We start from the raw sequence: 21,623 nt of genomic DNA on the forward strand, positions 1-21,623 counted from the left end.
CGTTTTACCTCTGCGTTGCCCACCACGCTGTAAAATTATCCTATACGTTTTTTCCTGACTGTAAAAGGAAAGCTATTGTGTAATTGGCATTACAAGCGATTTTTTACCGATAAATCAGGCTGATAATCGGGAAATGATGGGTTAGGTCATCAATCGTGGATATTCGATTTTTGGACATCGATTTTGCACCACTTGCAGCCCCGCATCAGCCGCGGTTTTTGCGGCGCCATCGTGCTCAACACCCAGCTGCGCCCAAATGGTTTTTAGCGAGGGCAGGGCGGTGATTGCCTCACTGATGATATCAGGCAGGTTTTCAGAGCGGCGAAAAATGTCGATCATATCAATATCGATGTCTTTCGGGATGTCGGACAGACTGGCGTAAACGGTTTCGCCAAATAATTCTTGTCCGGCAAGCCCGGGGTTCACACCAATCACACGATAACCAAGATCCTTGAGGAACAATGAAACATAATGGGATGGCCGCGCGGGGTTTGCCGATGCGCCCACACAAGCGATAGTTTTTGTTTCGGTGAAAATCTTGTGAATCAATACGTCTGTCATATGAACACCTTGGCGCGTTACGATTGAAATGCAAAGAAAAAAGCGCCCAGAAACTGGGCGCTAAGTGTGGAACGAGGGACAGTTATACGATGAGTTCCAACATCGTATTCTTTAGATAGGGATGATTAGCCATATTTAAAGGGTTTGATCATTTCAACACATCTGGCCAATTGGCGTTTGCGCGGCTGATATTGCCAGCCGTGTCTTGTTGCCATGTGGCGCGTACATCGGTGTTGAAATTTAAATACAGCTTATCATCAACGATGGTCCATGCATCTGGATCTGTTTTTGCCGTTGCACCATTTGCCACTGCATATGCACAATATCCACCGTATTGCGGTGCATATTTTTCAGGGTTTTCGATGAACATGGATTTATTCTGTTCGGTTGCAAACAACCACGCGGAACCGTGCCAATCATATGAAATGTCACGATTTCCCTTAACGGGAGCGGATTGGGTGAAATACGCCACGGGATCATATCCATTAATCGCCGTACCATCGTTGGCAAACACAGGTGGCTTGGACGCATGAACCGCGGTGGCAAGGGTGGCAAGACCCGCAGCAAAAGCATGGCGCAATACGCGACGACGAGAAAAAACCATTGGGTTAACCTTTCTAAACTCTGATTTGAAATCAGTATAGAAATTCTTAACCACCACGCAATTTGGGATACGCGAATGTGAAATCGCGTTACTTCTTCATTGGCCCAAGTGATGTGCGCGCCGCATAGAGCGATACCGCCGCTGCATTGGATACATTCAACGATCCAAATTCGCCTGCAAAATCAATCTTGGCCAAAATATCCACGGTTTCTTTAGTCAAATCGCGAAGCCCGGGACCCTCGGCACCCATTACAATCGCGGTGGGGCGATTTTTATGCACGAATAATACATCATCCAACACATCATTCGCCGCGCCATCCATTCCGATCAGGAAATACCCCATGTCCTGTAAGGTTTTCATCGCCGTCACCAGATTGCGAATTTTGATATATGGTTGGCGTTCCAACGCGCCCGATGCGGTTTTCGCCAACGCACCTGTTTCGGGTGCACTGTGGCGGGTGGGGGCGATGACGGCGCGCGCGCCAAACACTTCGGCAGAACGCAAAATCGCACCAACGTTATGGGGATCGGTCACACGATCAAGCAATATGATCAACGGGTTGTCACCGCGCGGGGCACAAGATTCGGATAAACTCCCCCAATCCAGTGGTTTCACCTCTAGGGCGGCACCTTGGTGAACTGAATTTGGATCAATGGGCACATTGAATTTGCGCGGGTCTTGGATTTCGGGTGTCATTCCGCTTTTGGTGATGGCATCGGCCAACCGATCGGCGGCGTTTTTGGTCACTACCAACCGCAAGCGTTCGCGCATGGGGTTTTCCAAGGCATCGCGCACCGCGTGAATACCAAATAACCAAACCGTTTCCGCTGCACTTGCTGCGCGTGCGCGTTCTTTTTCAACCACCCAGATGGGTTTTTTCTTGTTTCGAGGGGCCATAATTACCAAATTTCCTGTGTTGATCCGTCTTTACACGCAACAGATGACAGAGCAAGTCATCTTGTGTCACATTTCTTGTGCTTTTGTGGTTGACGCAGTGCGACGGGCTGACTATTCAGGCGCTCGTTGATAGGCGAATATGCAAATCAATGGGCGACGCGCTGCAAGGTGCGGCAGTGGACTGTAACTCCGCCGAGGTAACTCATGCCTGGTTCGATTCCAGGGTCGCCCACCACTTTCTTTCTTTGATGTAAAATCCGCTCAAATTGGTCTGGTTGATCTTTATGGCTATTCTTTTGGATGAAAATTTCTTAAAGACTGTGCCAAGTCATAAGGGGTAAAATAGTGAGCCAGCCATATAACATTTGTGCAATTGTTCAGGCTGGGCGGCTGGAATTTGAGGCGTTGATTTTCACGCTCAGCTTTCGCCATCACAATCCCAATTTTGCGGGGCGTTTGATTCTGTTGCAACCTGAACAGGGCGATAAATGGGATCACGACACGCATGTATCACCTGATGTGCGCGCACTTTTGGAACAGCATGGCGCGGAAATTATCATGTTTCAAAACCATGATTTCGGGCAATGGTATCCACAGGGTAACAAAATCGAAGCACTGGCGGCCATGCCCGCAAACCAACCCTTTGTGTTTTTTGACACTGACACTTTGTTCACGGGATCAATTGATGATGTGCCATTTGATTTTGACCGCCCATCGGCATCGATGAAACGTGAAAACACTTGGCCCAAGATCGAATTATATGGTCCCGATGCGCACGTGATTTGGAATTCGCTCTATGATAAATTCGGGCTTGATTTCGATGCATCCCAAGACACCAGTTTCCCCCACGGGTATTGGCAACGATATCTATATTTCAATGCGGGCTGGTTTTTTTACAAAGACGCGCACGAATTTTGCGAAATTTATCGCCAATATGCCCATGACATTTTGCATGATTCCCCGCCGGAATTGGTGACGCAAACGTTCGATCCATGGTTGGATCAGGTGGCATTGCCGTTGGTCATTCATCGCCTTGGCGGCGCACGCAACACCATTCCAACGGGATTGTTGGACGGGTCGGTAACGTGCCATTATCGTGTGATTTCGCTGCTCTATGCGAAAGAGCCCGATGAAACGGTGGCGTTTTTACAAGAATTGGTCGCGCCCAACAAAATCAAAAAAGTCTTGAAACGATATGATCCATTCAAAAAGGCGATTTATCAATCAAAGGGTAAACGCGCGCGCGACATGTTTGATCGCGATAACCTGCCGCGCAAAGAAGAAGAAATCCGTAAGCGTTTGAAAAACCGTAATCTTTGGGAACGATAACGGTTTATTTTTTCTTGCGCTCGGCCTTTTCAACCAATCCTGATTTGCCTTCGCGACGTTCCAATTCTTCTAAAACGTCTTCGTATTTTACGCCGCATGATGACAGCATGATCAACAGGTGAAATAAAACATCTGCCGCTTCTTCGGTTAGCTTTTTACGCCGTCCCTTGGCCGCTTCGATGATTGCTTCGACCGCTTCTTCGCCAAATTTTTCCGCACATTTTTCAGGGCCACGTGCAAAAAGTTTTGCGGCATAAGATTTCTTTTCGTCTTCGCCTTTGCGCTTTTCAATTGTGTGGGCAAGACGTGTTAATACATTTGGCATTGCTTAAATCCTGACAGGCACACCAGCGTGCTGCATATACTCTTTTGCTTCTTTTATCGTGTAATCCCCAAAATGGAAGATAGAAGCGGCCAAAACTGCTGATGCGCCGCCCTTTGTCACACCCTCAACCAGATGATCCAGATTGCCAACACCACCTGATGCAATCACGGGTATGTTCACCGCATCACTAATGGCGCGGGTCAGGGGCAGGTTATAACCATCGCGCGTACCATCGCGATCCATGCTGGTTAACAGGATTTCACCCGCACCTTTGGATGCCACCAATTTGGCGAATGCAATCGCATCTATGCCCGTACCCTTGCGCCCACCATGGGTGAATATTTCCCATTTTCCAGGGGATACGGTTTTCGCATCAATGGCGACCACAATGCATTGGCTGCCAAAACGGTTGGCACTGTCTGCCACCACATCGGGGTTGGCAACAGCGGCGGAATTAAACGATACCTTATCCGCACCGGCCAATAACAGATTGCGCACATCATCGGGCACGCGCACCCCACCACCAATGGTAAGCGGCATAAAACACTGTTCCGCTGTGCGCCGCGCCACATCAAACATCGTACCTCGGTTTTCAACCGTTGCAGCAATATCCAGAAAACACAGCTCGTCCGCGCCAGCGGCGTCATAGGCCTTGGCCGATTCAACGGGATCACCCGCATCGATCAGATCGACAAAATTGACCCCCTTGACCACGCGGCCATCTTTGACGTCCAAACAGGGAATTATGCGTGTTTTTAACATGTTAGCCTTTCAATAACGCAGTGGCCTCTGCCACATTGATCGCGCCATCATATAGTGCGCGCCCTGAAATGGCGCCATTCAGCGGCGCGCCACAGTTCTTCAATGCGCGTAGATCAGCCATCGATGAAACGCCGCCCGATGCAATCACGGGGATGGATACCGCATGGGCAAGGGCGGCTGTGGCCTCCACATTGGGGCCTTGCATCGCACCATCGCGGTTGATGTCGGTGTAAATGATGGCTGCAACGCCGGCGTCTTCGAATTGTTTGGCCAATTCTGTGACCTCTACATCGGTTTCTTCGGCCCAACCGCGTGTGGCAACCATGCCATTGCGCGCATCAATGCCAACGGCCACATGGCTTGGGAATTTTGCCGCTGCTTCGCGTACCAAATCGGGGTTTTCAACTGCAACCGTGCCAAGGATCACGCGTTGTAACCCTTTCGCCAGCCAGTTTTCGATTGTTGCGATATCACGAATGCCACCACCCAGTTGGGCGGGTACGTTGCAAGCGGCCAAAATCGCCTCGACAGGGGCGGCATTGACGGGTTCACCTGCGAATGCGCCGTTCAGATCCACCAGATGCAACCATTCGCATCCATCGTTTTGAAATGATAACGCTTGGGCGGCTGGATCATCGTTAAAAACCGTCGCTTGTTCCATCTCACCCTTGTAAAGTCGCACACAATTCCCATCTTTTAAATCAATAGCAGGGTAAAGGATCATGACGATGGCTCCGCAGTTTGGTCATTTTTGCTCCATTTATCCTGTTCGGCGAAACATTGCAAAGCCTGATCGCGCCGTAACGTTCCGCTTGACGTAACAAGGGCAAATTTTGCACAGTTTGCCCAATCTAGGGAGGATTAATTATGATGAAACGTACACTTTTGGCAGCGGTAATCGCGCTGACCCCATCTTTTGCATTTGCTGATGATATTTTCGGCACTTGGCAAACGGTAAAAGACGACAATGGCAACTATGGCCATATCAAAGTCGAAGCATGTGGTTCAAAAATCTGCGGCACATTGATCAAATCATTCAAATCAGACGGCAGTGCGCTGAAAACCGATAATGTCGGTAAAAAACTGATCTGGGATATGACGAACAAAGGTGGCGGAAGCTACACAGGTGGCAAGGTTTATTCACCTGATCGCGACAAAACCTACAAAGGCAAAATCAAGCTGAACGGCAATAAATTGACGGTTCAGGGTTGTGTTGGCCCGATCTGTCGTGATGGCGGTACGTGGTCACGTATCTAAACCATTGCAAAATTAATTGATCTGACCCGCCATTTTTGGCGGGTCTTTTCGTTTAGGGATTCCAACGTAGGAAATTGCCGATTAAACGAAGGCCGGTTTCTTGGCTTTTCTCAGGGTGGAATTGCGTGCCAATAATATTATCGCGCCCCACAGCAGCAGTGATCGGTTCGCCATATTCAACCGTGGCCAGCAGATCAGACGGTGCATCTGGCAACATGTGATAGCTGTGCACAAAATACGCATGATCGCCTGTTTTGATTCCGTCAAACACGGGGTGATCCGACAGGATATTCAACGCATTCCATCCCATATGCGGGATTTTCAACGATGGATCACTGGGTTTTAGATGCACAACTTCGCCCTTGATCCAATCAAACCCTGTGTGATCGCCATGTTCACGACCCCAAGTCGCCATCATCTGCATCCCAACACATATGCCCATAAACGGAACACCTGCATTCACACGCGCCTCGATCGCACCAAACAGCCCGTCAATCGCGCCCAGTTCACGCCGACAATCGGCAAATGCGCCAACACCGGGCAACACAACACGATCGGCACTGCGCACCACGTCTGGATCGGCGCTGACAATCACATCGCCCGCGTCAAATTCCAGTGCCATGCGTTGGAAACTTTTCTCGGCTGATCGCAGGTTGCCAGAATTGTAATCAACAATGACCGTTTTCATTCGGATAAGGTGCCTTTGGTTGATGGAATTGCATCCGCCTTGCGCGGATCGGTTTCCACGGCGTGGCGTAATGCTTGTGCCACCGCCTTAAACGCGGCCTCTACAATATGGTGGCTGTTGAAACCATCTAAGGCCTCTACATGCAATGTAATCCCACCTTGCATCGCAAATGCGGTGAAAAATTCGCGCACCAACTCTGTATCAAATGTCCCGATTTTATCGGTTGGAAGTGCCAGTTTCCAAACCAGATAGGGGCGACCCGATAAATCAAGCGCCGCGCGTACCAATGCATCATCCATCGCGAGCAGGCTGGAACCATAACGGCGAATGCCTTTTTTATCGCCAATCGCTTGGCTCAATGCCTTGCCCAATGCGATGCCCACATCCTCTACCGTGTGGTGATCGTCGATGTGCAAATCACCGTCCGCACGCACGGTCATATCAATCAAGGCATGGCGCGACAGTTGATCCAACATGTGATCAAAGAAACCAACGCCCGTTTGATTGTCGTAAACGCCTGTACCATCCAAATTGATGTCCACGCTGATTTTGGTTTCCGCCGTGTCGCGGGTGATTTTTGCAGTTCGCATATACTTGCCCAATTGTGGTGAAAGTCATGTTTCAACGCCGTTGAAACAAGGGTGTTATAGAGCGTGGCGCACGCCCTTCCAAGAGGATAACGCGCAGATCGCGCGATCTGTTGCGCCCGCGTGTCAGTCGAACCGATCAACGGTAAGTGCGGATATATCCGCATTGGGTGTTTGGTTGCGTACAATCTGGGTTGTGAATTGCGCCAATTTGGGTGCAATGGTCAGGCCTAGATGTTGTGATCCAAAGGCGAAAATCACATTTGGATTGGATTTTGCCCGTCCCAGCATTGGCAGGCTGTCAATTGTGGACGGCCGGTTGCCCATCCATGTTTCTTCGCCATTCCATGTTAAATTTGGAAAAACCTCTTGCGCTGTTTTGCGTAACAGATTGATCGGCATCTGCGACGGGGCGCTATCCAACGGTGCAAATTCCGTTGTCCCCGCACAGCGCAGCCCCATTTCCATCGGCGATAACGCCAGTTTCGCATCCGTAACCAAATAGGGTGTTGTGGGTGTCAGATTTGGCGATTTTAACAACAAATGATACCCGCGCTCGCCTTGCAGGGGCACCTTGTGCCCCATCCCAGCAGTTAGGGATTTTGACCACGCGCCAGCGGCTAAAATAATATTATCACCGCGCAGCGTATCCCCGTTTCGAAGGATGACTTCGTTGCCATTGATAGCCGTCACGGATTGTTGCACAAATTGCCCGCCATGTTTTTGAAAATGCGCAAACAGTGCCTGTAAGTATGCCGCTGGGTTTGAAATGCTGCCATTCGCGCCATAGCGCGCGCCAAAATGATAGGCATCACCAATCGCGGGGTCTGCCGCCTGTAAATCTGCTAAATCCAGCTTGTCAGGGATACAGCCTAAGCTGGCCTTTAATTCATTGGCAAATGTGCTGTTTTCGTAATCCGCGCGGGTGCGATACAGATACGTAAGCGTACCCGATGTGATGTATTTTTCCGCGCCCGTACCCTTGGCCAATTGAATATGTTGATCCACGGTATCATGGGTTAACATATCAATTGATGTCGCGATTTTGGTCACACGCGCCGCACTGGCATTGCGCAAAAATCCAAGACCCCAAGGCGCAAATCGGGGCAGATATGACCAGCGCAGGCGCAGCGGGCTATTGCGTGAAAACAACAATTTTGGAAGCTGTGCAAAAACGCTGGGTTCGGCGGCGGGGATGATGGCGGCGCGTGCCAACAATCCCGCATTGCCAAATGACGCCTGCGCGGGGTCGCCCACGGGCACGCGATCAATCAATGTGACCGCCACGCCATCGCGGCGCAATTGTTCGCCAATGCAAACCCCCGTAAACCCCGCACCAATGATCAAAGCCGTTTTTGTCATGTCTTCACATTCGGTTTTAATTGCACAGTGTCAAGCAGCGCGATAAGGTTTTCCAATGAATATCGCGGCGATGCGCCCCCAAGATGAAATGCAAAGGCACTAAATGGTTGATACCCCTGGCAAAATGACCCTCTGGGCCGTTGAAATATTCGTCGCAGCGGTTGAAGAAGGCACAATTTCATTGGCTGCCAAGCGGTTGAACGCTAGCCCATCATCGGTATCACAACAACTTACAAATCTGGAAGCGGGACTTGGCGTTCTGCTCTTGAACAGATCAACACGCCCGATGGAACTAACATCCGCTGGGCGATTGTTTTTGCGCCGTGCACAAAACATTCTGGGAGAGGTGACACAGGCCAAGGCCGAGTTGGCCGTGTTCAATTTTTCCAAAATGGTACGTTTGCGTATTGGCGTGGTGGATGATTTTGATGCTGATGTGACGCCTTCATTGATGGCGCAATTGTCCAAAAAAATGGATGGTTGCCAGTTTTTGCTCGAATCCGCGTCCAGTTATCAATTGGCCGAGGCATTGGATTCTCGATCCATGGATGTGATCATCACCGCAGATGCCGATATGACCGAGGATTGGATGGATATCCATCCGCTGTTAGTGGAACCGTTTTTAGTGGTCGCACCAAAAGGCAGCGTCGATCAATCGGGTGATGTGATGGAACAATTGTTGACCATGCCATTCATCCGTTATTCATCGCGCACCATGATGGGCCGCCAAATAGAGGCGCATTTGGCGCGTCAGCGGATCAATCTGCCTAACCGATTTGAATTCAACAATTATCACGCCATCATGTCGATGGTCGCGGACAAGGCAGGGTGGACAGTAACAACGCCGCTTGGCTATCTGCGCGCGCATCGTTTCATTGAATCTGTTGATGTTATGCCATTACCGTTCAAGGAAATGACACGCGGCATATCCTTGATTTCACGCAAAGACGTGATGGATCGCATCCCCCAAGACGTCGCCGATCTGGCGCGCCCCTTGTTACAGGAAAAACTGGTTGGGCCATGTGTTGAAAAACTGCCATGGCTCAAGGAGAAGTTTAAGGTGCTGTCTTAATTATTCCGCCGCTTGCTGGCTTGATTTCACCGATGCAAGGCTGGATAGGATAATCTCTGCGAGGGTATCCAGATGTTCGCGTTTCAACGCAGCTGGTAATCGCAGATCACAGGCACGCATCAACATCGCACGGGTTTTGGGCAGCTCTGGCAGATTTTTCAAAAACTTCCAATTCCAAAAAACACGTGCATTTTCAGACTGTAAGCCGAAGATGCTAATGTTTAGTCCGTTGCCAGCACAGGTTTGAACAAACCGCGTTGCATCCGCATCGGAAAATCCGTTTAGGTTAAATTGCATGGAATCTGGTGCGCGATGTTCACCGGTTAGCGCATCGGGAACCGTCACAAATTCCGATTGGTTTAATTTAGCGGCCAGATATTCATAATTGGTTAAACCATCGCTCGCACGGCGCGCAACCTCGGCCAATTGGGGGCGGATCACAACGGCGGACAGGTTGGACATGCGTGTGTTATAAAGTGGCAGCGTATTTTGATATTTCGCAAAAATATTCGCATCCGTTTGGTGTTTTTTCCAATTGTTTTCATACGCGCCAGACATGATAACGGCCTGTGCGTAAATATCCGCATCATTGGTGATCATAATGCCGCCTTCGCCGCCATTGACCAATTTATAAGATTGGAAGCTGAAGCAGCCAACCGCGCCAATGGTGCCGATTTTTTGCCCGTTCCATGTGGTGCCAAGCGAATGTGCCGCGTCTTCGATCAAGGGGATGCCAGCCTGTTCACAGGCGGATTTCAACGTATCCATATCGGATGTGTGACCGCGCATGTGAGATACCAATACGGCCTTGATATCGCTGGTTAATTTGGTGGCGAAATCATCCATATCCATACGGTAATTTTCGCCAACTTCAACCAACACAGGTTCGCAACCCGCATGCACCACCGCCGATGGCACAGCGGCGAATGTGAAACCAGGGATAATCACCTTGTCACCATCGCCAAGCCCAAGTGCGCGCAATGACAAAAACAACGCTGCCGAACAGGATGCCACGGCCACAGCATATTTTGCACCCATCATCTCGGCGAATTCTTTTTCCAGCAAAGTCACAGGCGCATTTTGCGCGGCGTGATAGCGAAACAGATCGCCCGATTGCATCAATTCTGTCAAATCTTGCAATGCTTTTTCTGGGATGGGTTCAGCGGTGTGTAGGTTCTTACCGATTGTCATTTTCTGTTCTTTCAGTTTTTCCGAAACTTACATTCGGGAAATGTTTAGCAGAAAGGCGCGGCAAAAAATAGGGTAAATACCCGTTTTATTTCAGATACTTATCAGATTGCTATTGGAACGGAATTGTTAGGTTACACCTTTGATTGCACCCGTTGGCGTGCCAATGCACTGTCGCGATCATTCACACCCAGCAGGTTCGCAACCAAACGTAGGAAACTGTTTTCCTCGTTGTCGCGATGCCCATCGGCCAGCACCAATTCCCACAGCGATTCAACCACACCAATGCGATCATCGTAATCAACGCTATCCTTGACCACGCGGGTGAAACGCACGGTATCGGGGGCTTGTTTTTCCAATTCCTCGGCCTCGCGACGCAATTCATTTGCGCTCGCTTCGTCCAGATGAAAACGGCTGCGTAATACAGCGGAAATGGTGGCCATTTCTTCGGTGGCGTAATCGTTATCGACACGCGCCAAACGCACCATCAATGCGGCGAGCGCAAGGCGGGCGTCATCTGTGCCAAATGGGGATGGTTCGGGGGCGGAAAACGCAGCAAGGATATTTTTTAACATGGGCAAAAAATAAGTTCGCGAACGTTGATTTGCAAGCCACAAAAACGTGTATGTTAGGTGCCGGACATGCGTCGGACATGTGGGGGGCAAATGGCGGACAGGTTCGCCGCGTTTCGCGTATTACCCAGAGGCGAGAAATTGTTGTTCCATCACGCGTGTCGCATAAAATGCACCAGTAACATCCTTGCTAATATTCTTGGCGCGAAACAGGGAAATGATACGCCGATAGGGGCGCAAGCTTTTGGCGATATTGCGAAAGTTATCGGAGTGATCGCGATGAGCAGTTGCACGGTACAGTTCAAACAATTCCAAAAGATCATCACTGATCAGCGTCATGAATTCGGTTGCAGACCCAAGGAACAACCAGATATCGCGCGCCTGTGCATCGGCGATCGACATCACATTGGTTGGATTTTCTTCTAGATCCAGAAACGAGATAACGCCGTCTTCGGAAACCGCCATATCCTTAAGGTGGGGGCGGCCATGTGCCAAATCCGCGTTATGGATGTTTGCCAACCCGACAATTGCAGAATTGATCAGAGATTGGCGCGTATCTGGATCATGGGTTTCGCGCAACACCGCACGCAATTGGCGGCCACAATCGGACAATACCACATGATCGGAGCCTTGGTGCAAAACCACAGGGACTGGTATGCCAGCTTGTGCCATTTCGGTTAGGCGTTTTGCTTCGGATAAAATCGCTTCAAACCCACCCGCGGCATTGGTTGGCTGCAACGCAGCGGGCAGCAGTTTGCCCAAGACCCGATGTAGGAATACAAATCTGCTTTCGCGATGTTGTTCTGCGCGTTTGATCCAGGCGGATTGGCCGTTAAATGTGGTTTTTTCAATGCGCGGAGCAAGAGCCATATATGTATTCCAGTTTTCGTTCTTGGACGCTGTGAATACATATTACGAAACAGGGCGGGCAGGTCTGCAATATATTTTTTGAGCGTCCAAAAAAGATATATTTACCGACCCTGAATGGCAAGTTCGAAAGCCACAAGCAAACAGTTGGACAGGCATCATGTTCCCACGTCACCTGTCCAATATTTCATTATTCGGTTGCTTTGATCGTTTTAAATGCTTCGATCAGCATGGGTTTTAACGCCTCTGCCTCCCCCTCGGCTGTGTGGAGGGAAAACAGTTGCATGTATCCTTCGGGGGATGATGTTGCGATCATCACCGCGTCTGGAATGCCAAGCTTTTTATAATCGGACAAATCTAACATTGTGGATACAACCCATGCGTCGGTGCCATCAATGTTTTCATATGTACGCCCCGATATATCGGCGCATTTATAGTTTTCGCACAGACCTTCCAAAAAACCATCAACGGTTTTTTGCTTGATGCTCGCACCCATCATCGCCATCGGGTTCTTTTTAAGATAGGTCATGGCCGACACCATGGTGAATGGTTCGTGCCCTTCGGGGGATGATGCAACGATTGTGGATTGCTGGCCAGTAAGGTCGCTATTCACTTCCCACACCAGATCGCCGCCCAATTGCATCGTGTATTTGGCGTGGGTGTCTGTCAACTCAACAGGGTCTTGTGCCAATGCAACGCTGGTTGAACAGGTCAGAGCCACACAAACAGGGGCGATGATTTTTCGAAAGTTCATTTTTTATCCAATACAAATTATACAAACTGTATTTTTACTTAACGGGATTGGGGAGATGTTTTCCACGTCAAAAAAAATCGAACGTCTGCTCATTGCAATATTTCGCCAAAAGGATGTGTTATGTAGAAAAGATTGTTTAAATTTAGAGAAAAATCGCGAAGGAAAGGCTATGCTTACAGTAAGTTGTGACGTGAATGTAAATATAAAGCCGCTGAGAAAACTCGAACAGGAAAACAAAATAAAAATTTACGCAGTCGCTATTGAAGGAATTGAAAAAAATAAAAAAATTTCAAATAAAGAGCTTCCGATCGCAGTTATTGGAAGCGCGTTTTTTAAGATTGGCAGCGCAAAGATAGCGTCAGTTGATACAGCGTATACTAAAATACAAAAAATAATTGGGAAACCACATCATGGTGACGTGCTTTATTTAGAAGGTCACATTTCATCTGGGCGAGATATCTTCGTAACTGACGACAATGATTTCTTATCGAAACGAGATGTGCTGCAAGATGAATTCAATATTGTTATTAAAACAACTTCCGAGCTGATTGCAATGTGGGAGTAGAGCACTCGACCGTGCGTTATGGTTTGGTTTTATTTTACCCGCTATTTTATTGAATGGTGATTTCTTGAACCTCTTTTTTCTCAAGCCCAAGGTGACGTGCGAGCATGCGTGCGGCGCGGATTGTTTTGGAGCGGTCTTTTGGGGCTTCGTCGATGATGTACATCGTGGCGAAATCTTTGCTCCAGAAAATCAGATCGCCCTCTGCGGCGTAATACACGGATGTGTCGGTGATCGGGTAGCCCTGCAAAAAGGGGATGTTTGGATCATAGGCATCAAGCAGGATATCACCCAACGCGTCACCCCTGGTGTTTGGTTTTTTGTTAAACGAATACATGCGCAAACTGATCACACCGCCATTGTTGCCAATGGCGTTACAATTGCTGATGCGCAGATCGCCCTTGCCAAATGTGGCGCTATTATATCCGATTGGCTCTGCCAGCATCGGGCCAAAATCCGCGGCGCGCATGAGTTCACATGCAGGGCCATCTTGGCCCGCCATTGCGCTGGCAGGCAGGGACATCAACAGGGTGGTGAATAATCCGCGTATCGGATTTTTCATGACTGTTAAACCAAACGGCTTTGTTCAACTGCTGCTTTCACAAAATCGCGGAACAATGGGTGCGGTGCGAATGGTTTGGATTTTAATTCAGGGTGGTATTGCACGCCGATATACCAAGGGTGGTCTTTCACCTCGACAATTTCGGGCAATTTGCCGTCGGGCGACATACCAGAAAAGATCAGACCGTGTTTTTCCAATTGGGCGCGATATTTTGTGTCCACCTCGTAACGATGGCGGTGGCGTTCGGAAATGGCGGTGGTGCCGTAAACTTCGGCCACTTTTGATCCTTCGACCAATGTCGCGTTATAAGCGCCCAAGCGCATAGTGCCGCCTTTGTCATCGTTGACCGCGCGTTCAACGGTGCGGTTGCCCTCGACCCATTCTTTTAAGTGGTAAACCACGGGTTCAAAGCGTTTTGCGCCTGCTTCGTGGTCGAATTCTTCGGACCCTGCGGTATCGATCCCTGCCAAGTTGCGTGCAGCCTCGATCACCGCCATTTGCATACCCAAACAAATGCCCAGATAGGGCACCTTGTGTTCGCGTGCGAATTGCGCGGCCTTGATTTTACCCTCGGTTCCGCGCTCGCCAAAGCCACCTGGCACAAGGATTGCATCATAACCTGTCAGGTGTGCTGCGGGGTCTTCTCGTTCGAAAATTTCCGCATCAATCCATTCGGTGCGTACCTTAACACGGTTGTACATGCCGCCATGAGTCAATGCCTCTGATATGGATTTATAGGCATCTTCGAGTTGGGTATATTTCCCAACCACGGCAACCTTTACCTCGCCATCGGGGTGGTGAATCCGATCGGACACGTCTTTCCACGTGGTCAGATCGGGTTGTGGGGCCGGGGAAATATTGAACGCATCCAACACCGCCTGATCCATGCCCGCCTCATGATAGGCCAGAGGCGCATCGTAAATGGTTTTCAGATCATATGCAGGGATCACGGAATCTGGGCGCACGTTACAAAATAGCGCCAGTTTTGCGCGTTCCTTTTCAGGGATTTCCGTTTCCGAACGACACACAAGGATATCAGGCGCGATCCCGATGGAGCGCAATTCTTTTACAGAGTGTTGTGTTGGTTTGGTTTTCAATTCCCCAGATGCCTTGAGGTAGGGGAGCAATGTTAGATGCATGAAAATGCATTGATTGCGTTCTTTGTCTTGGGAAAATTGGCGGATGGATTCGAAAAACGGCAAGCCTTCGATATCGCCAACCGTACCGCCGATTTCACACAGCATAAAATCAACCTCGTCATCGCCAATGTCGATGAATTCTTTGATTTCGTTGGTCACATGCGGGATCACTTGGATGGTTTTACCCAGATAATCGCCACGGCGTTCTTTTTCCAACACGGTTGTGTAAACGCGCCCTGATGAAATGGAATCGGTTTGGCGTGCAGCCACGCCCGTGAAGCGTTCATAATGGCCCAAATCCAGATCGGTTTCCGCGCCATCGTCGGTGACGAATACTTCGCCATGTTCAAACGGGGACATCGTGCCCGGATCAACGTTCAAATATGGATCAAGTTTGCGAAGGCGCACGGAATAACCACGTGCCTGTAACAATGCGCCAAGTGCGGCAGAGGCAAGACCCTTGCCCAAGCTTGAAACCACACCACCAGTAATGAAAATATAACGCGCCATGGTTCAGGCTGCCCCCGTGTTTTTGTTTATTTTTGGCTGAAACCACCACGATATTCGATGGGCAAAAGCCATGTATCACGGGATTTAATCTATATTGGATTCGCGAGATTCTGACAAGCCTTAAACCGCAACATGCTGTGACGTCACGGATAAAACCATCAAATTATTGATATTATTCCGCGGTTGGCGGTAATGCGGGTTCATCGCTGGATGATGGTGGCAACAGATCCCCGCCCAAAGGCGAAGTTGCAGGCGCATCGGATGTGACAGGTGGTGTCAGGCTATCCACAACGGAACCATTGCCCGCACCGCTTGCGGCCAGAATGGTTAGTGTGATGCTGGTTGCCAGAAAACACGCCGCTAAAATCCAAGTCAGTTTTGTCAGCGCATTTGCCGCTGAACGACCCGCCGTATTGGCCCCGCCGCCGCCGCCAATGCCCAAACCGCCACCTTCTGAACGTTGCATCAGAACGACGCCGATCAGGCCAAGCGCCAAAAGAAGGTGAATAGTAAGTACGACATTTTGCATGTGATGCGGCCTTGGGTAAATTTGTTGCAGGTTGTTATGTAGTAAATCAACACGCGCTTGTCGATGGGTATTTACCCACTATTTTGCGATCATTCAGCAGGGCAGGTTTCACATATTTGTGTCACACTGATCTGTTGGTTCAAAATTTCGCCTAATGTTGCGTCATCATTATATTGCGTGGATTTGGTCAGCGTGGTTTTTGATATGCGATTTTCAAACGACAATGTTTCGCTTTGCGACAAACCATCGACGCCGCGCGTGTAAATAATGTTCAGCCCTTGTGAAATTACCTCGGATTCTGTTGGCCAAACCTTGATAATCCGCGGGGATTGCGGGTGGTCATAAACCACCACCAAAACATCGCGTCCATCATGTTTGTGAATGGAAAAATACACATCATCGAATTGGCGCGATTGGTATAAGCGTTTGGAAACACAGCTAAAAAATGCATGATCTGGATTTGTGGGCAACACATCAATGCATGGGCTGGCCAAATCTGTTTCACGCGCAGGGATCATTTCGCGCCCTAGATAGGTGTAAAAATTCGCCGCGCGTAGCCCCGATATATGGTATTCACGCATGGCGTTTGGATCGGCATATGATTGCCCCGCGGAAAATACCGCAAGGGCGATAAACAAAGCGGTTCGCATGTGATGAGTCCTTTGCAAATCCCGCAAATTTTGCGGTCATGAATCAATTCTATAACGGTTTTGCGCCATCCGCGACTAAATTGTTGTTTCACCCTGCGCGACGCTTGGCTATACACAGCGTCGGAGTTCATAACCGAAAGAATCTAAATATGGCCAATGTAGTTGTTGTCGGTGCCCAGTGGGGCGATGAAGGCAAAGGTAAAATCGTAGACTGGTTGTCAGAACGCGCAGATGTTGTTGCGCGATTCCAAGGCGGCCACAATGCGGGGCATACATTGGTTGTGGATGGCAAGGTTTACAAATTGCACGCATTGCCATCGGGCGTTGTACGGGGCGGGAAATTATCGGTAATCGGTAACGGCGTGGTTCTTGATCCGTGGCATTTGATGTCTGAAATCGAAACCATTCGCGCACAAGGCGTTGAAATCACACCTGAAAACCTGATGATTGCAGAAAACACGCCGCTGATCCTGCCAATCCACGGCGAACTGGATCGTGTGCGTGAAGAGGCGGCGAGCAAGGGAACAAAGATCGGCACAACAGGGCGGGGCATTGGCCCAGCTTATGAGGATAAGGTTGGCCGTCGTTCCGTGCGCGTTGCCGATTTGGCCGATGCTGCCACGCTAGAGGCGCGCGTTGATCGCGCATTGCAACACCACAACCCATTGCGCAAAGGTTTGGGTTTCGATGAGATCGATCGCGACGAGCTGATCGCACAATTACAAGAAATTGCACCGCAAATTTTGCCCTATGCCGCACCTGTGTGGCAGGTTTTGAAAGAAAAACGCAAAGCAGGCAAACGCATTTTGTTTGAGGGCGCACAGGGTGCGTTGTTGGATATTGATTTTGGCACATACCCGTTTGTGACATCTTCAAATGTGATCGCAGGACAGGCGGCAACGGGTGTTGGACTTGGCCCAACAGCGATTGATTATGTTCTGGGTATTGTTAAGGCATATACAACACGTGTTGGCGAAGGCCCGTTTCCAACAGAATTGGAAGACGCAGATGGCCAACGTTTGGGCGAACGCGGCCATGAATTTGGCACAACAACAGGGCGTAAACGCCGTTGTGGTTGGTTTGATGCTGCATTGCTGCGCCAAACATGCGCCACATCAGGTATCACTGGTATCTGTTTGACAAAACTCGATGTTTTGGATGGTTTCGAGACGCTGAAAATCTGTGTTGCCTATGATTTGGACGGCAAGCGTTTGGATTATTTGCCAACAGCGGCGGACGAACAGGCGCGTTGCGTTCCAATCTACGAGGAAATCGATGGCTGGTCAGAAAGCACCGAAGGCGCACGCTCTTGGGCGGATCTGCCGGCCAATGCGATTAAATACATTCGCCGCGTCGAAGAATTGATAGATTGCCCTGTTGCATTGGTGTCCACATCACCCGAACGCGAAGATACTATTTTGGTCACTGACCCGTTTAATGATTGATCGGGGCAGGGCGCAATGAGCGATAAAACCAAAGGCATGTCATACAAAACACGTCGGCGCTGGTCGTTGTTCGTGCTGTTGATTGGGCTGCCAGCCTATATCATCATTTGTGTGACGATCATGAACCTGTTGCCACGATTGCATCCGCTGTTGGAATTGCTGATCTATGTGGTGATGGGGGTTGCGTGGGCATTTCCAATCAAGGCCGTTTTTATGGGCGTTGGCAAAGAAGACCCTGAAAACACCGATACATAATCAATCGCTAAAAATGTGAAGGGCCGCAAACCGAAGTTCGCGACCCTTCCCAACCGAGATAGGTTGTATCTAGGTTATTATTTACGATTTGCAACCAGCACGAGGTTATCTTCATCCGCTGCTTCGTCATCTAATTGCAAACGAATGCGTTTAAAGCTTTGTGCGACCGCGATTTTGTCTTCGTCAATCGGGTCAACTTCGGCCAATGTTGGTTCTTCGATGCTTGGCGTTTGCGCGACTATTGTTTCTGGCAAATCAACAACAACGTCATCCAATTCTGGCAACAATGCAGACGGTGCTGTTTCTGTTTCACCCTCTGTAACACCAAATTTCAAGCTTGGCGCTCCGCGCATGCTTGCCAAAAGTTGGCTCGCGCGGTCATCGTCGTTCGATGCGGTTTCTTCTGCTGGCAAAACAACCTCTGGCTCTTCGTAAGTGCTACGAATGATGCGCAGTGGGCGGCGGAAAACGCGGCTTGTGTCGAATTTGTCGATCTCTTCTGCGGATGCATTCAGCGCCGCTGTCAGGCCATCGTCATTATAATACGGGTCTTCTGGAATTGTTTCGTCCAGGATCAAACGATCTGCGGTATCGTCTGGTTCGATGTATTTTGTGTCGAAATCATGTGTGTCAAAGTTGGCTTCAACGTCGTCTTCGACGAAGATTTCCGCATTTTGATCGTCTTGGGCATATTCCAGATCATCATCCAGGTTCAAATCGGCGCGTGGCAGGATAACCAGGCCGCTTTTGGTTGTGGTGATGCTCATTTCATTGTCTTGCAATGTTTTGGCAATGATGTCCAATGCGCGCGTTTGATCGTTTTCAGACAAAGTACCAAACGTTTTGTCGTCCGATGCAATACGGCGGAAATATTCGGTAACGCGTTTCATGATCGGGAAAGGATCATCGAATCCTTCGAGTGTGATTGTAAATGTGCCGTAACTAATCGTTAGTGCTTTGTTTTTTACATTCGATGTCATTTGACCCCCCCGGGTTTGGTTTCGTTTCCAAATCGCCCTTCGCAAGCAGGACTAGATTTGCAGCAATTTATCTCATAATCAACTAATGACTGCCGTTTGTGGCGAAATAGTGGAATGATCATGGAAACAGCGCGGTTTAAACACGAACATGGTGTCACTTTGATTGGTGCGGGACCCGTTGAAAACACACAAGTTTCAACCATTACGGGTATGGCAAATACCGTTTATTGTGCTGATGGGGGCTTGGCCAATGCGCTGTCTGAACCCCAAGCTGTGATCGGGGATTTGGATTCAGCGACCGAAAAAATGCCTTTTTATCAAAGTGTTAACAAAGTGTTAATTCACGATCAGGATCGCACGGATTTTGAAAAAACCTTGGCAACCGTCGCTGCGCAATATTATCTGTGTGTCGGTTTTACGGGCGGGCGGATGGATCATCATTTGGCGGCTTTTAATACTGTTGCAAAAAACCCAGACCAATCGATTTTTTTGATCGAAAAAAACGAGTTCGCATTTCTTTGGGGCGAAGAATTTGGCGAATTGTGTCTGAACTTGGGCATCGAATCGCCGATCGGCATTTTTCCAACGACTCGCGCGTTGGGCGAGAGTCGCGGGCTTCGCTGGAACATCGATGGGCTGGAATTGGCACCAGATGGGCGCATTGCCACGTCAAATGAAACCGATGCAGATCAAGTGGTTATAAACATCACATCGGGCAAGGTTTTGATAATTTTACCCATTGGTCAACTTTCAAACGTGTTGAATCAGCTGTTTTAACAGGCGGGTAAATTCACCGCCAAACCACCCAAAGATGTTTCTTTGTATTTTTCGTTCATATCCATTCCCGTTTGACGCATGGTTTCGATACAGGCATCCAAACTGACCAAATGTTTGCCATCGCCACGCATGGACAGGGACGCCGCCGAAACGGCCTTGATCGCGCCCAGACCATTGCGTTCAATGCACGGCGCCTGAACCAAGCCTTTGATCGGATCACATGTCATGCCCAAATGATGTTCCAATGCGATTTCAGCGGCGTTCTCGATTTGCTCTGGCGTACCACCCAGCAATGCACATAGCCCAGCCGCCGCCATTGCGGATGCGGAACCGACTTCGCCTTGGCAGCCAACTTCTGCGCCTGAAATCGATGCATTGTGTTTGATTAACCCGCCAACGGCAGCGGCAGTAAGAAGGAATTCTGGGATTTTATCCACGCTCGCATTTGGCACATGATCCAAATAATAGCGCAGGGTGGATGGAATTACCCCCGCCGCACCATTGGTGGGGGCGGTGACAACCTGTGCCCCCATGGCGTTTTGTTCGTTCACCGCCATGGCATACATCGAAATCCAATCGTTGATGATATGGGGGGCTGCAAAATTTTGACCGTGTTCAGCCAACAGGCTATTGTGAATATCCTTGGCACGGCGGCGCACGTTTAAGCCACCTGGTAAAATACCATCGGTTGCCAGACCCGCATCAATACAATCATTCATCACTTGCCAAATCCGTTTGATCCCCTTGTCCAACTCTTCCGCAGGTGTTTCAACGGTTTCATTGGCATATTTCATTTGCGCAATGGTTTTGCCGCTGTCACGTGCCATCGCCAGCATTTCATTGGCGGATTTAAACGGATAAGGCACGCGCGCCTGATATCCTGTGGTTTCAGCACCTGCATTCAATTCAATCGCCGTTTGCACAAACCCACCGCCGATGGAATAATAGATTTCTTCCAAGATCACCCCGCCAAGTGCATCATATGCGAAAAACGTCATGCCATTGGCGTGGCCCGGCAGTGTGTTTTCATAATCAAACCGCACATCGGCATTTGCATCGAAATGATAAACTGGGTGCCCATCGGGCTGAATCTGTTTGTTTTTTTCAATATCGGCAAGGATGTCTTGGGCCAGTTCGGCATTGAAATTATCGGGTGCCATACCCGCCAACCCCATGATGGTTGCGAAATCCGATTGATGGCCTTTGCCTGTAAATGCAAGGCTTCCATGCAGGCTCGCCCCAACACTCGCGGGTTTCAGACCCAGTTCCAAGATACGATCCAAAAACCGTGCGGCGGCCACCATTGGCCCCATTGTGTGGCTGGATGATGGGCCAACGCCGATTTTGAAAATTTCAAAGATGCTTAGAAACATGAATGGGGTCTCCTT

At 49.4% G+C, this 21,623-nt stretch carries 26 protein-coding genes and 1 tRNA gene; 8 read left to right on the forward strand and 19 right to left on the reverse strand.

What is annotated here, in order from left to right; translation table 11 throughout:
• Positions 1-141: 141 nt before the first annotated feature.
• The 3 genes from IE094_RS10435 to rlmB form a co-directional block, all read right to left on the reverse strand.
• Positions 142-561, reverse strand: coding sequence for a CoA-binding protein (locus IE094_RS10435; protein ID WP_189640653.1), 420 nt, complete (start codon positions 559-561; stop codon positions 142-144).
• Positions 562-709: 148 nt separating this feature from the next.
• Entirely contained in the window at positions 710-1,165 is a 456-nt protein-coding gene (locus IE094_RS10440) for a YHS domain-containing (seleno)protein (protein ID WP_189640654.1), read from the reverse strand.
• Between the two features lie 88 nt (positions 1,166-1,253).
• A complete protein-coding gene (gene rlmB / locus IE094_RS10445) occupies positions 1,254-2,063 on the reverse strand; it encodes a 23S rRNA (guanosine(2251)-2'-O)-methyltransferase RlmB (RefSeq protein WP_189640655.1) in 810 nt (269 codons plus the stop codon).
• A 151-nt stretch (positions 2,064-2,214) separates the two neighbouring features.
• Here rlmB and IE094_RS10450 point away from each other — a divergent pair.
• Both IE094_RS10450 and IE094_RS10455 read left to right on the forward strand, forming a co-directional pair.
• Positions 2,215-2,298: transfer RNA gene (locus tag IE094_RS10450), tRNA-Tyr, on the forward strand.
• 110 nt (positions 2,299-2,408) lie between these two features.
• Positions 2,409-3,392, forward strand: coding sequence for a GT-B fold glycosyltransferase domain-containing protein (locus IE094_RS10455; RefSeq protein ID WP_229802245.1), 984 nt, complete (start codon positions 2,409-2,411; stop codon positions 3,390-3,392).
• A gap of 4 nt (positions 3,393-3,396) precedes the next feature.
• Here the strand turns inward: IE094_RS10455 and IE094_RS10460 are convergent, their stop codons facing one another.
• Genes IE094_RS10460 through hisA form a run of 3 tightly spaced genes read right to left on the reverse strand, consistent with a single transcriptional unit; the run spans position 3,397 to position 5,203 of the window.
• The gene (locus IE094_RS10460; protein ID WP_189640656.1) at positions 3,397-3,717 is read right to left on the reverse strand and encodes a phosphoribosyl-ATP diphosphatase; all 321 of its coding nucleotides are present in this window, start codon (positions 3,715-3,717) and stop codon (positions 3,397-3,399) included.
• Positions 3,718-3,720: 3 nt separating this feature from the next.
• Positions 3,721-4,479 carry an imidazole glycerol phosphate synthase subunit HisF gene (hisF, locus tag IE094_RS10465; RefSeq protein WP_189640657.1) on the reverse strand — a complete coding sequence of 253 codons (759 nt, stop codon included), beginning with the start codon at positions 4,477-4,479 and terminating at the stop codon, positions 3,721-3,723.
• A gap of 1 nt (position 4,480) precedes the next feature.
• Positions 4,481-5,203: a 1-(5-phosphoribosyl)-5-[(5-phosphoribosylamino)methylideneamino]imidazole-4-carboxamide isomerase gene (hisA, locus tag IE094_RS10470; RefSeq protein ID WP_189640658.1), complete on the reverse strand. Its 723-nt coding sequence runs from the start codon at positions 5,201-5,203 to the stop codon at positions 4,481-4,483.
• A gap of 143 nt (positions 5,204-5,346) precedes the next feature.
• On the opposite strand from hisA, the gene IE094_RS10475 reads away from it, so the two are divergent.
• On the forward strand, positions 5,347-5,736 hold the full coding sequence (locus IE094_RS10475) for a DUF2147 domain-containing protein (RefSeq protein WP_308429216.1): 390 nt from the start codon (positions 5,347-5,349) through the stop codon (positions 5,734-5,736).
• Positions 5,737-5,788: 52 nt separating this feature from the next.
• On the opposite strand, the gene hisH is transcribed toward IE094_RS10475, so the two are convergent.
• The 3 genes from hisH to IE094_RS10490 all read right to left on the reverse strand — a co-directional run bounded on the left by hisH (position 5,789) and on the right by IE094_RS10490 (position 8,373).
• A complete protein-coding gene (hisH, locus tag IE094_RS10480) occupies positions 5,789-6,424 on the reverse strand; it encodes an imidazole glycerol phosphate synthase subunit HisH (protein ID WP_189640659.1) in 636 nt (211 codons plus the stop codon).
• The gene (gene hisB, locus IE094_RS10485) at positions 6,421-7,014 is read right to left on the reverse strand and encodes an imidazoleglycerol-phosphate dehydratase HisB (RefSeq protein ID WP_189640660.1); all 594 of its coding nucleotides are present in this window, start codon (positions 7,012-7,014) and stop codon (positions 6,421-6,423) included. The genes hisH and hisB overlap by 4 nt, the downstream gene beginning before the upstream one ends.
• A gap of 123 nt (positions 7,015-7,137) precedes the next feature.
• Complete coding sequence (locus IE094_RS10490) at positions 7,138-8,373, reverse strand: NAD(P)/FAD-dependent oxidoreductase (RefSeq protein WP_189640661.1); 1,236 nt, start codon at positions 8,371-8,373, stop codon at positions 7,138-7,140.
• A gap of 103 nt (positions 8,374-8,476) precedes the next feature.
• On the opposite strand from IE094_RS10490, the gene IE094_RS10495 reads away from it, so the two are divergent.
• On the forward strand, positions 8,477-9,445 hold the full coding sequence (locus tag IE094_RS10495) for a LysR family transcriptional regulator (protein WP_189640662.1): 969 nt from the start codon (positions 8,477-8,479) through the stop codon (positions 9,443-9,445).
• Here IE094_RS10495 and IE094_RS10500 read toward each other — a convergent pair whose 3' ends face one another.
• The 4 genes from IE094_RS10500 to IE094_RS10515 form a co-directional block, all read right to left on the reverse strand.
• Complete coding sequence (locus tag IE094_RS10500) at positions 9,446-10,636, reverse strand: DegT/DnrJ/EryC1/StrS family aminotransferase (protein WP_189640663.1); 1,191 nt, start codon at positions 10,634-10,636, stop codon at positions 9,446-9,448.
• A 131-nt stretch (positions 10,637-10,767) separates the two neighbouring features.
• Positions 10,768-11,208, reverse strand: coding sequence for a tellurite resistance TerB family protein (locus tag IE094_RS10505; RefSeq protein WP_189640664.1), 441 nt, complete (start codon positions 11,206-11,208; stop codon positions 10,768-10,770).
• A 120-nt stretch (positions 11,209-11,328) separates the two neighbouring features.
• Positions 11,329-12,075: a BUD32 family EKC/KEOPS complex subunit gene (locus IE094_RS10510; protein ID WP_189640665.1), complete on the reverse strand. Its 747-nt coding sequence runs from the start codon at positions 12,073-12,075 to the stop codon at positions 11,329-11,331.
• A 187-nt stretch (positions 12,076-12,262) separates the two neighbouring features.
• Positions 12,263-12,826 (reverse strand): hypothetical protein, encoded by a 564-nt coding sequence (locus tag IE094_RS10515; protein ID WP_189640666.1) that lies wholly within the window; start codon positions 12,824-12,826, stop codon positions 12,263-12,265.
• 55 nt (positions 12,827-12,881) lie between these two features.
• Here IE094_RS10515 and IE094_RS10520 point away from each other — a divergent pair, with 55 nt between their 5' ends.
• The gene (locus tag IE094_RS10520) at positions 12,882-13,391 is read left to right on the forward strand and encodes a hypothetical protein (protein ID WP_189640667.1); all 510 of its coding nucleotides are present in this window, start codon (positions 12,882-12,884) and stop codon (positions 13,389-13,391) included.
• A 46-nt stretch (positions 13,392-13,437) separates the two neighbouring features.
• Here IE094_RS10520 and IE094_RS10525 read toward each other — a convergent pair whose 3' ends face one another.
• The 4 genes from IE094_RS10525 to IE094_RS10540 all read right to left on the reverse strand — a co-directional run bounded on the left by IE094_RS10525 (position 13,438) and on the right by IE094_RS10540 (position 16,778).
• Complete coding sequence (locus tag IE094_RS10525) at positions 13,438-13,950, reverse strand: hypothetical protein (RefSeq protein WP_189640668.1); 513 nt, start codon at positions 13,948-13,950, stop codon at positions 13,438-13,440.
• A 5-nt stretch (positions 13,951-13,955) separates the two neighbouring features.
• Positions 13,956-15,599, reverse strand: coding sequence for a CTP synthase (gene pyrG, locus IE094_RS10530; protein WP_189640669.1), 1,644 nt, complete (start codon positions 15,597-15,599; stop codon positions 13,956-13,958).
• Positions 15,600-15,771: 172 nt separating this feature from the next.
• The gene (secG, locus tag IE094_RS10535) at positions 15,772-16,128 is read right to left on the reverse strand and encodes a preprotein translocase subunit SecG (RefSeq protein WP_189640670.1); all 357 of its coding nucleotides are present in this window, start codon (positions 16,126-16,128) and stop codon (positions 15,772-15,774) included.
• Positions 16,129-16,217: 89 nt separating this feature from the next.
• Entirely contained in the window at positions 16,218-16,778 is a 561-nt protein-coding gene (locus IE094_RS10540; RefSeq protein WP_189640671.1) for a hypothetical protein, read from the reverse strand.
• Positions 16,779-16,927: 149 nt separating this feature from the next.
• Here IE094_RS10540 and IE094_RS10545 point away from each other — a divergent pair, with 149 nt between their 5' ends.
• The gene (locus IE094_RS10545; RefSeq protein ID WP_189640672.1) at positions 16,928-18,223 is read left to right on the forward strand and encodes an adenylosuccinate synthase; all 1,296 of its coding nucleotides are present in this window, start codon (positions 16,928-16,930) and stop codon (positions 18,221-18,223) included.
• Between the two features lie 15 nt (positions 18,224-18,238).
• Positions 18,239-18,478: a DUF2842 domain-containing protein gene (locus tag IE094_RS10550; RefSeq protein ID WP_189640673.1), complete on the forward strand. Its 240-nt coding sequence runs from the start codon at positions 18,239-18,241 to the stop codon at positions 18,476-18,478.
• A 77-nt stretch (positions 18,479-18,555) separates the two neighbouring features.
• Here IE094_RS10550 and IE094_RS10555 read toward each other — a convergent pair whose 3' ends face one another.
• Positions 18,556-19,458 (reverse strand): hypothetical protein, encoded by a 903-nt coding sequence (locus IE094_RS10555; RefSeq protein ID WP_189640674.1) that lies wholly within the window; start codon positions 19,456-19,458, stop codon positions 18,556-18,558.
• Positions 19,459-19,572: 114 nt separating this feature from the next.
• Here IE094_RS10555 and IE094_RS10560 point away from each other — a divergent pair, with 114 nt between their 5' ends.
• The gene (locus IE094_RS10560) at positions 19,573-20,235 is read left to right on the forward strand and encodes a thiamine diphosphokinase (RefSeq protein ID WP_229802246.1); all 663 of its coding nucleotides are present in this window, start codon (positions 19,573-19,575) and stop codon (positions 20,233-20,235) included.
• Here the strand turns inward: IE094_RS10560 and IE094_RS10565 are convergent.
• Positions 20,232-21,608 (reverse strand): L-serine ammonia-lyase, encoded by a 1,377-nt coding sequence (locus tag IE094_RS10565; RefSeq protein WP_189640676.1) that lies wholly within the window; start codon positions 21,606-21,608, stop codon positions 20,232-20,234. The genes IE094_RS10560 and IE094_RS10565 overlap by 4 nt on opposite strands.
• Positions 21,609-21,623 lie beyond the last annotated feature (15 nt).

The organism is Paramylibacter ulvae (genome assembly GCF_014652655.1).
Lineage (GTDB): Bacteria > Pseudomonadota > Alphaproteobacteria > Rhodobacterales > Rhodobacteraceae > Amylibacter > Amylibacter ulvae.

Bases quoted from the DNA above. Each gene is read 5' to 3' on its own strand.
- IE094_RS10440 (WP_189640654.1), bottom strand. From the start codon at position 1,165: ATGGTTTTTTCTCGTCGTCGCGTATTGCGCCATGCTTTTGCTGCGGGT.
- IE094_RS10565 (WP_189640676.1), bottom strand. From the start codon at position 21,608: ATGTTTCTAAGCATCTTTGAAATTTTCAAAATCGGCGTTGGCCCATCA.
- IE094_RS10510 (WP_189640665.1), bottom strand. From the start codon at position 12,075: ATGGCTCTTGCTCCGCGCATTGAAAAAACCACATTTAACGGCCAATCC.
- IE094_RS10555 (WP_189640674.1), bottom strand. From the start codon at position 19,458: ATGACATCGAATGTAAAAAACAAAGCACTAACGATTAGTTACGGCACA.
- IE094_RS10520 (WP_189640667.1), top strand. From the start codon at position 12,882: ATGTTTTCCACGTCAAAAAAAATCGAACGTCTGCTCATTGCAATATTT.
- IE094_RS10540 (WP_189640671.1), bottom strand. From the start codon at position 16,778: ATGCGAACCGCTTTGTTTATCGCCCTTGCGGTATTTTCCGCGGGGCAA.
- hisF (WP_189640657.1), bottom strand. From the start codon at position 4,479: ATGTTAAAAACACGCATAATTCCCTGTTTGGACGTCAAAGATGGCCGC.
- hisB (WP_189640660.1), bottom strand. From the start codon at position 7,014: ATGCGAACTGCAAAAATCACCCGCGACACGGCGGAAACCAAAATCAGC.
- secG (WP_189640670.1), bottom strand. From the start codon at position 16,128: ATGCAAAATGTCGTACTTACTATTCACCTTCTTTTGGCGCTTGGCCTG.
- hisH (WP_189640659.1), bottom strand. From the start codon at position 6,424: ATGAAAACGGTCATTGTTGATTACAATTCTGGCAACCTGCGATCAGCC.
- IE094_RS10500 (WP_189640663.1), bottom strand. From the start codon at position 10,636: ATGACAATCGGTAAGAACCTACACACCGCTGAACCCATCCCAGAAAAA.
- IE094_RS10435 (WP_189640653.1), bottom strand. From the start codon at position 561: ATGACAGACGTATTGATTCACAAGATTTTCACCGAAACAAAAACTATC.
- IE094_RS10560 (WP_229802246.1), top strand. From the start codon at position 19,573: ATGATCATGGAAACAGCGCGGTTTAAACACGAACATGGTGTCACTTTG.
- IE094_RS10460 (WP_189640656.1), bottom strand. From the start codon at position 3,717: ATGCCAAATGTATTAACACGTCTTGCCCACACAATTGAAAAGCGCAAA.
- IE094_RS10505 (WP_189640664.1), bottom strand. From the start codon at position 11,208: ATGTTAAAAAATATCCTTGCTGCGTTTTCCGCCCCCGAACCATCCCCA.
- IE094_RS10515 (WP_189640666.1), bottom strand. From the start codon at position 12,826: ATGAACTTTCGAAAAATCATCGCCCCTGTTTGTGTGGCTCTGACCTGT.
- rlmB (WP_189640655.1), bottom strand. From the start codon at position 2,063: ATGGCCCCTCGAAACAAGAAAAAACCCATCTGGGTGGTTGAAAAAGAA.
- hisA (WP_189640658.1), bottom strand. From the start codon at position 5,203: ATGATCCTTTACCCTGCTATTGATTTAAAAGATGGGAATTGTGTGCGA.
- IE094_RS10525 (WP_189640668.1), bottom strand. From the start codon at position 13,950: ATGAAAAATCCGATACGCGGATTATTCACCACCCTGTTGATGTCCCTG.
- IE094_RS10490 (WP_189640661.1), bottom strand. From the start codon at position 8,373: ATGACAAAAACGGCTTTGATCATTGGTGCGGGGTTTACGGGGGTTTGC.
- pyrG (WP_189640669.1), bottom strand. From the start codon at position 15,599: ATGGCGCGTTATATTTTCATTACTGGTGGTGTGGTTTCAAGCTTGGGC.
- IE094_RS10495 (WP_189640662.1), top strand. From the start codon at position 8,477: ATGGTTGATACCCCTGGCAAAATGACCCTCTGGGCCGTTGAAATATTC.
- IE094_RS10550 (WP_189640673.1), top strand. From the start codon at position 18,239: ATGAGCGATAAAACCAAAGGCATGTCATACAAAACACGTCGGCGCTGG.
- IE094_RS10545 (WP_189640672.1), top strand. From the start codon at position 16,928: ATGGCCAATGTAGTTGTTGTCGGTGCCCAGTGGGGCGATGAAGGCAAA.
- IE094_RS10475 (WP_308429216.1), top strand. From the start codon at position 5,347: ATGATGAAACGTACACTTTTGGCAGCGGTAATCGCGCTGACCCCATCT.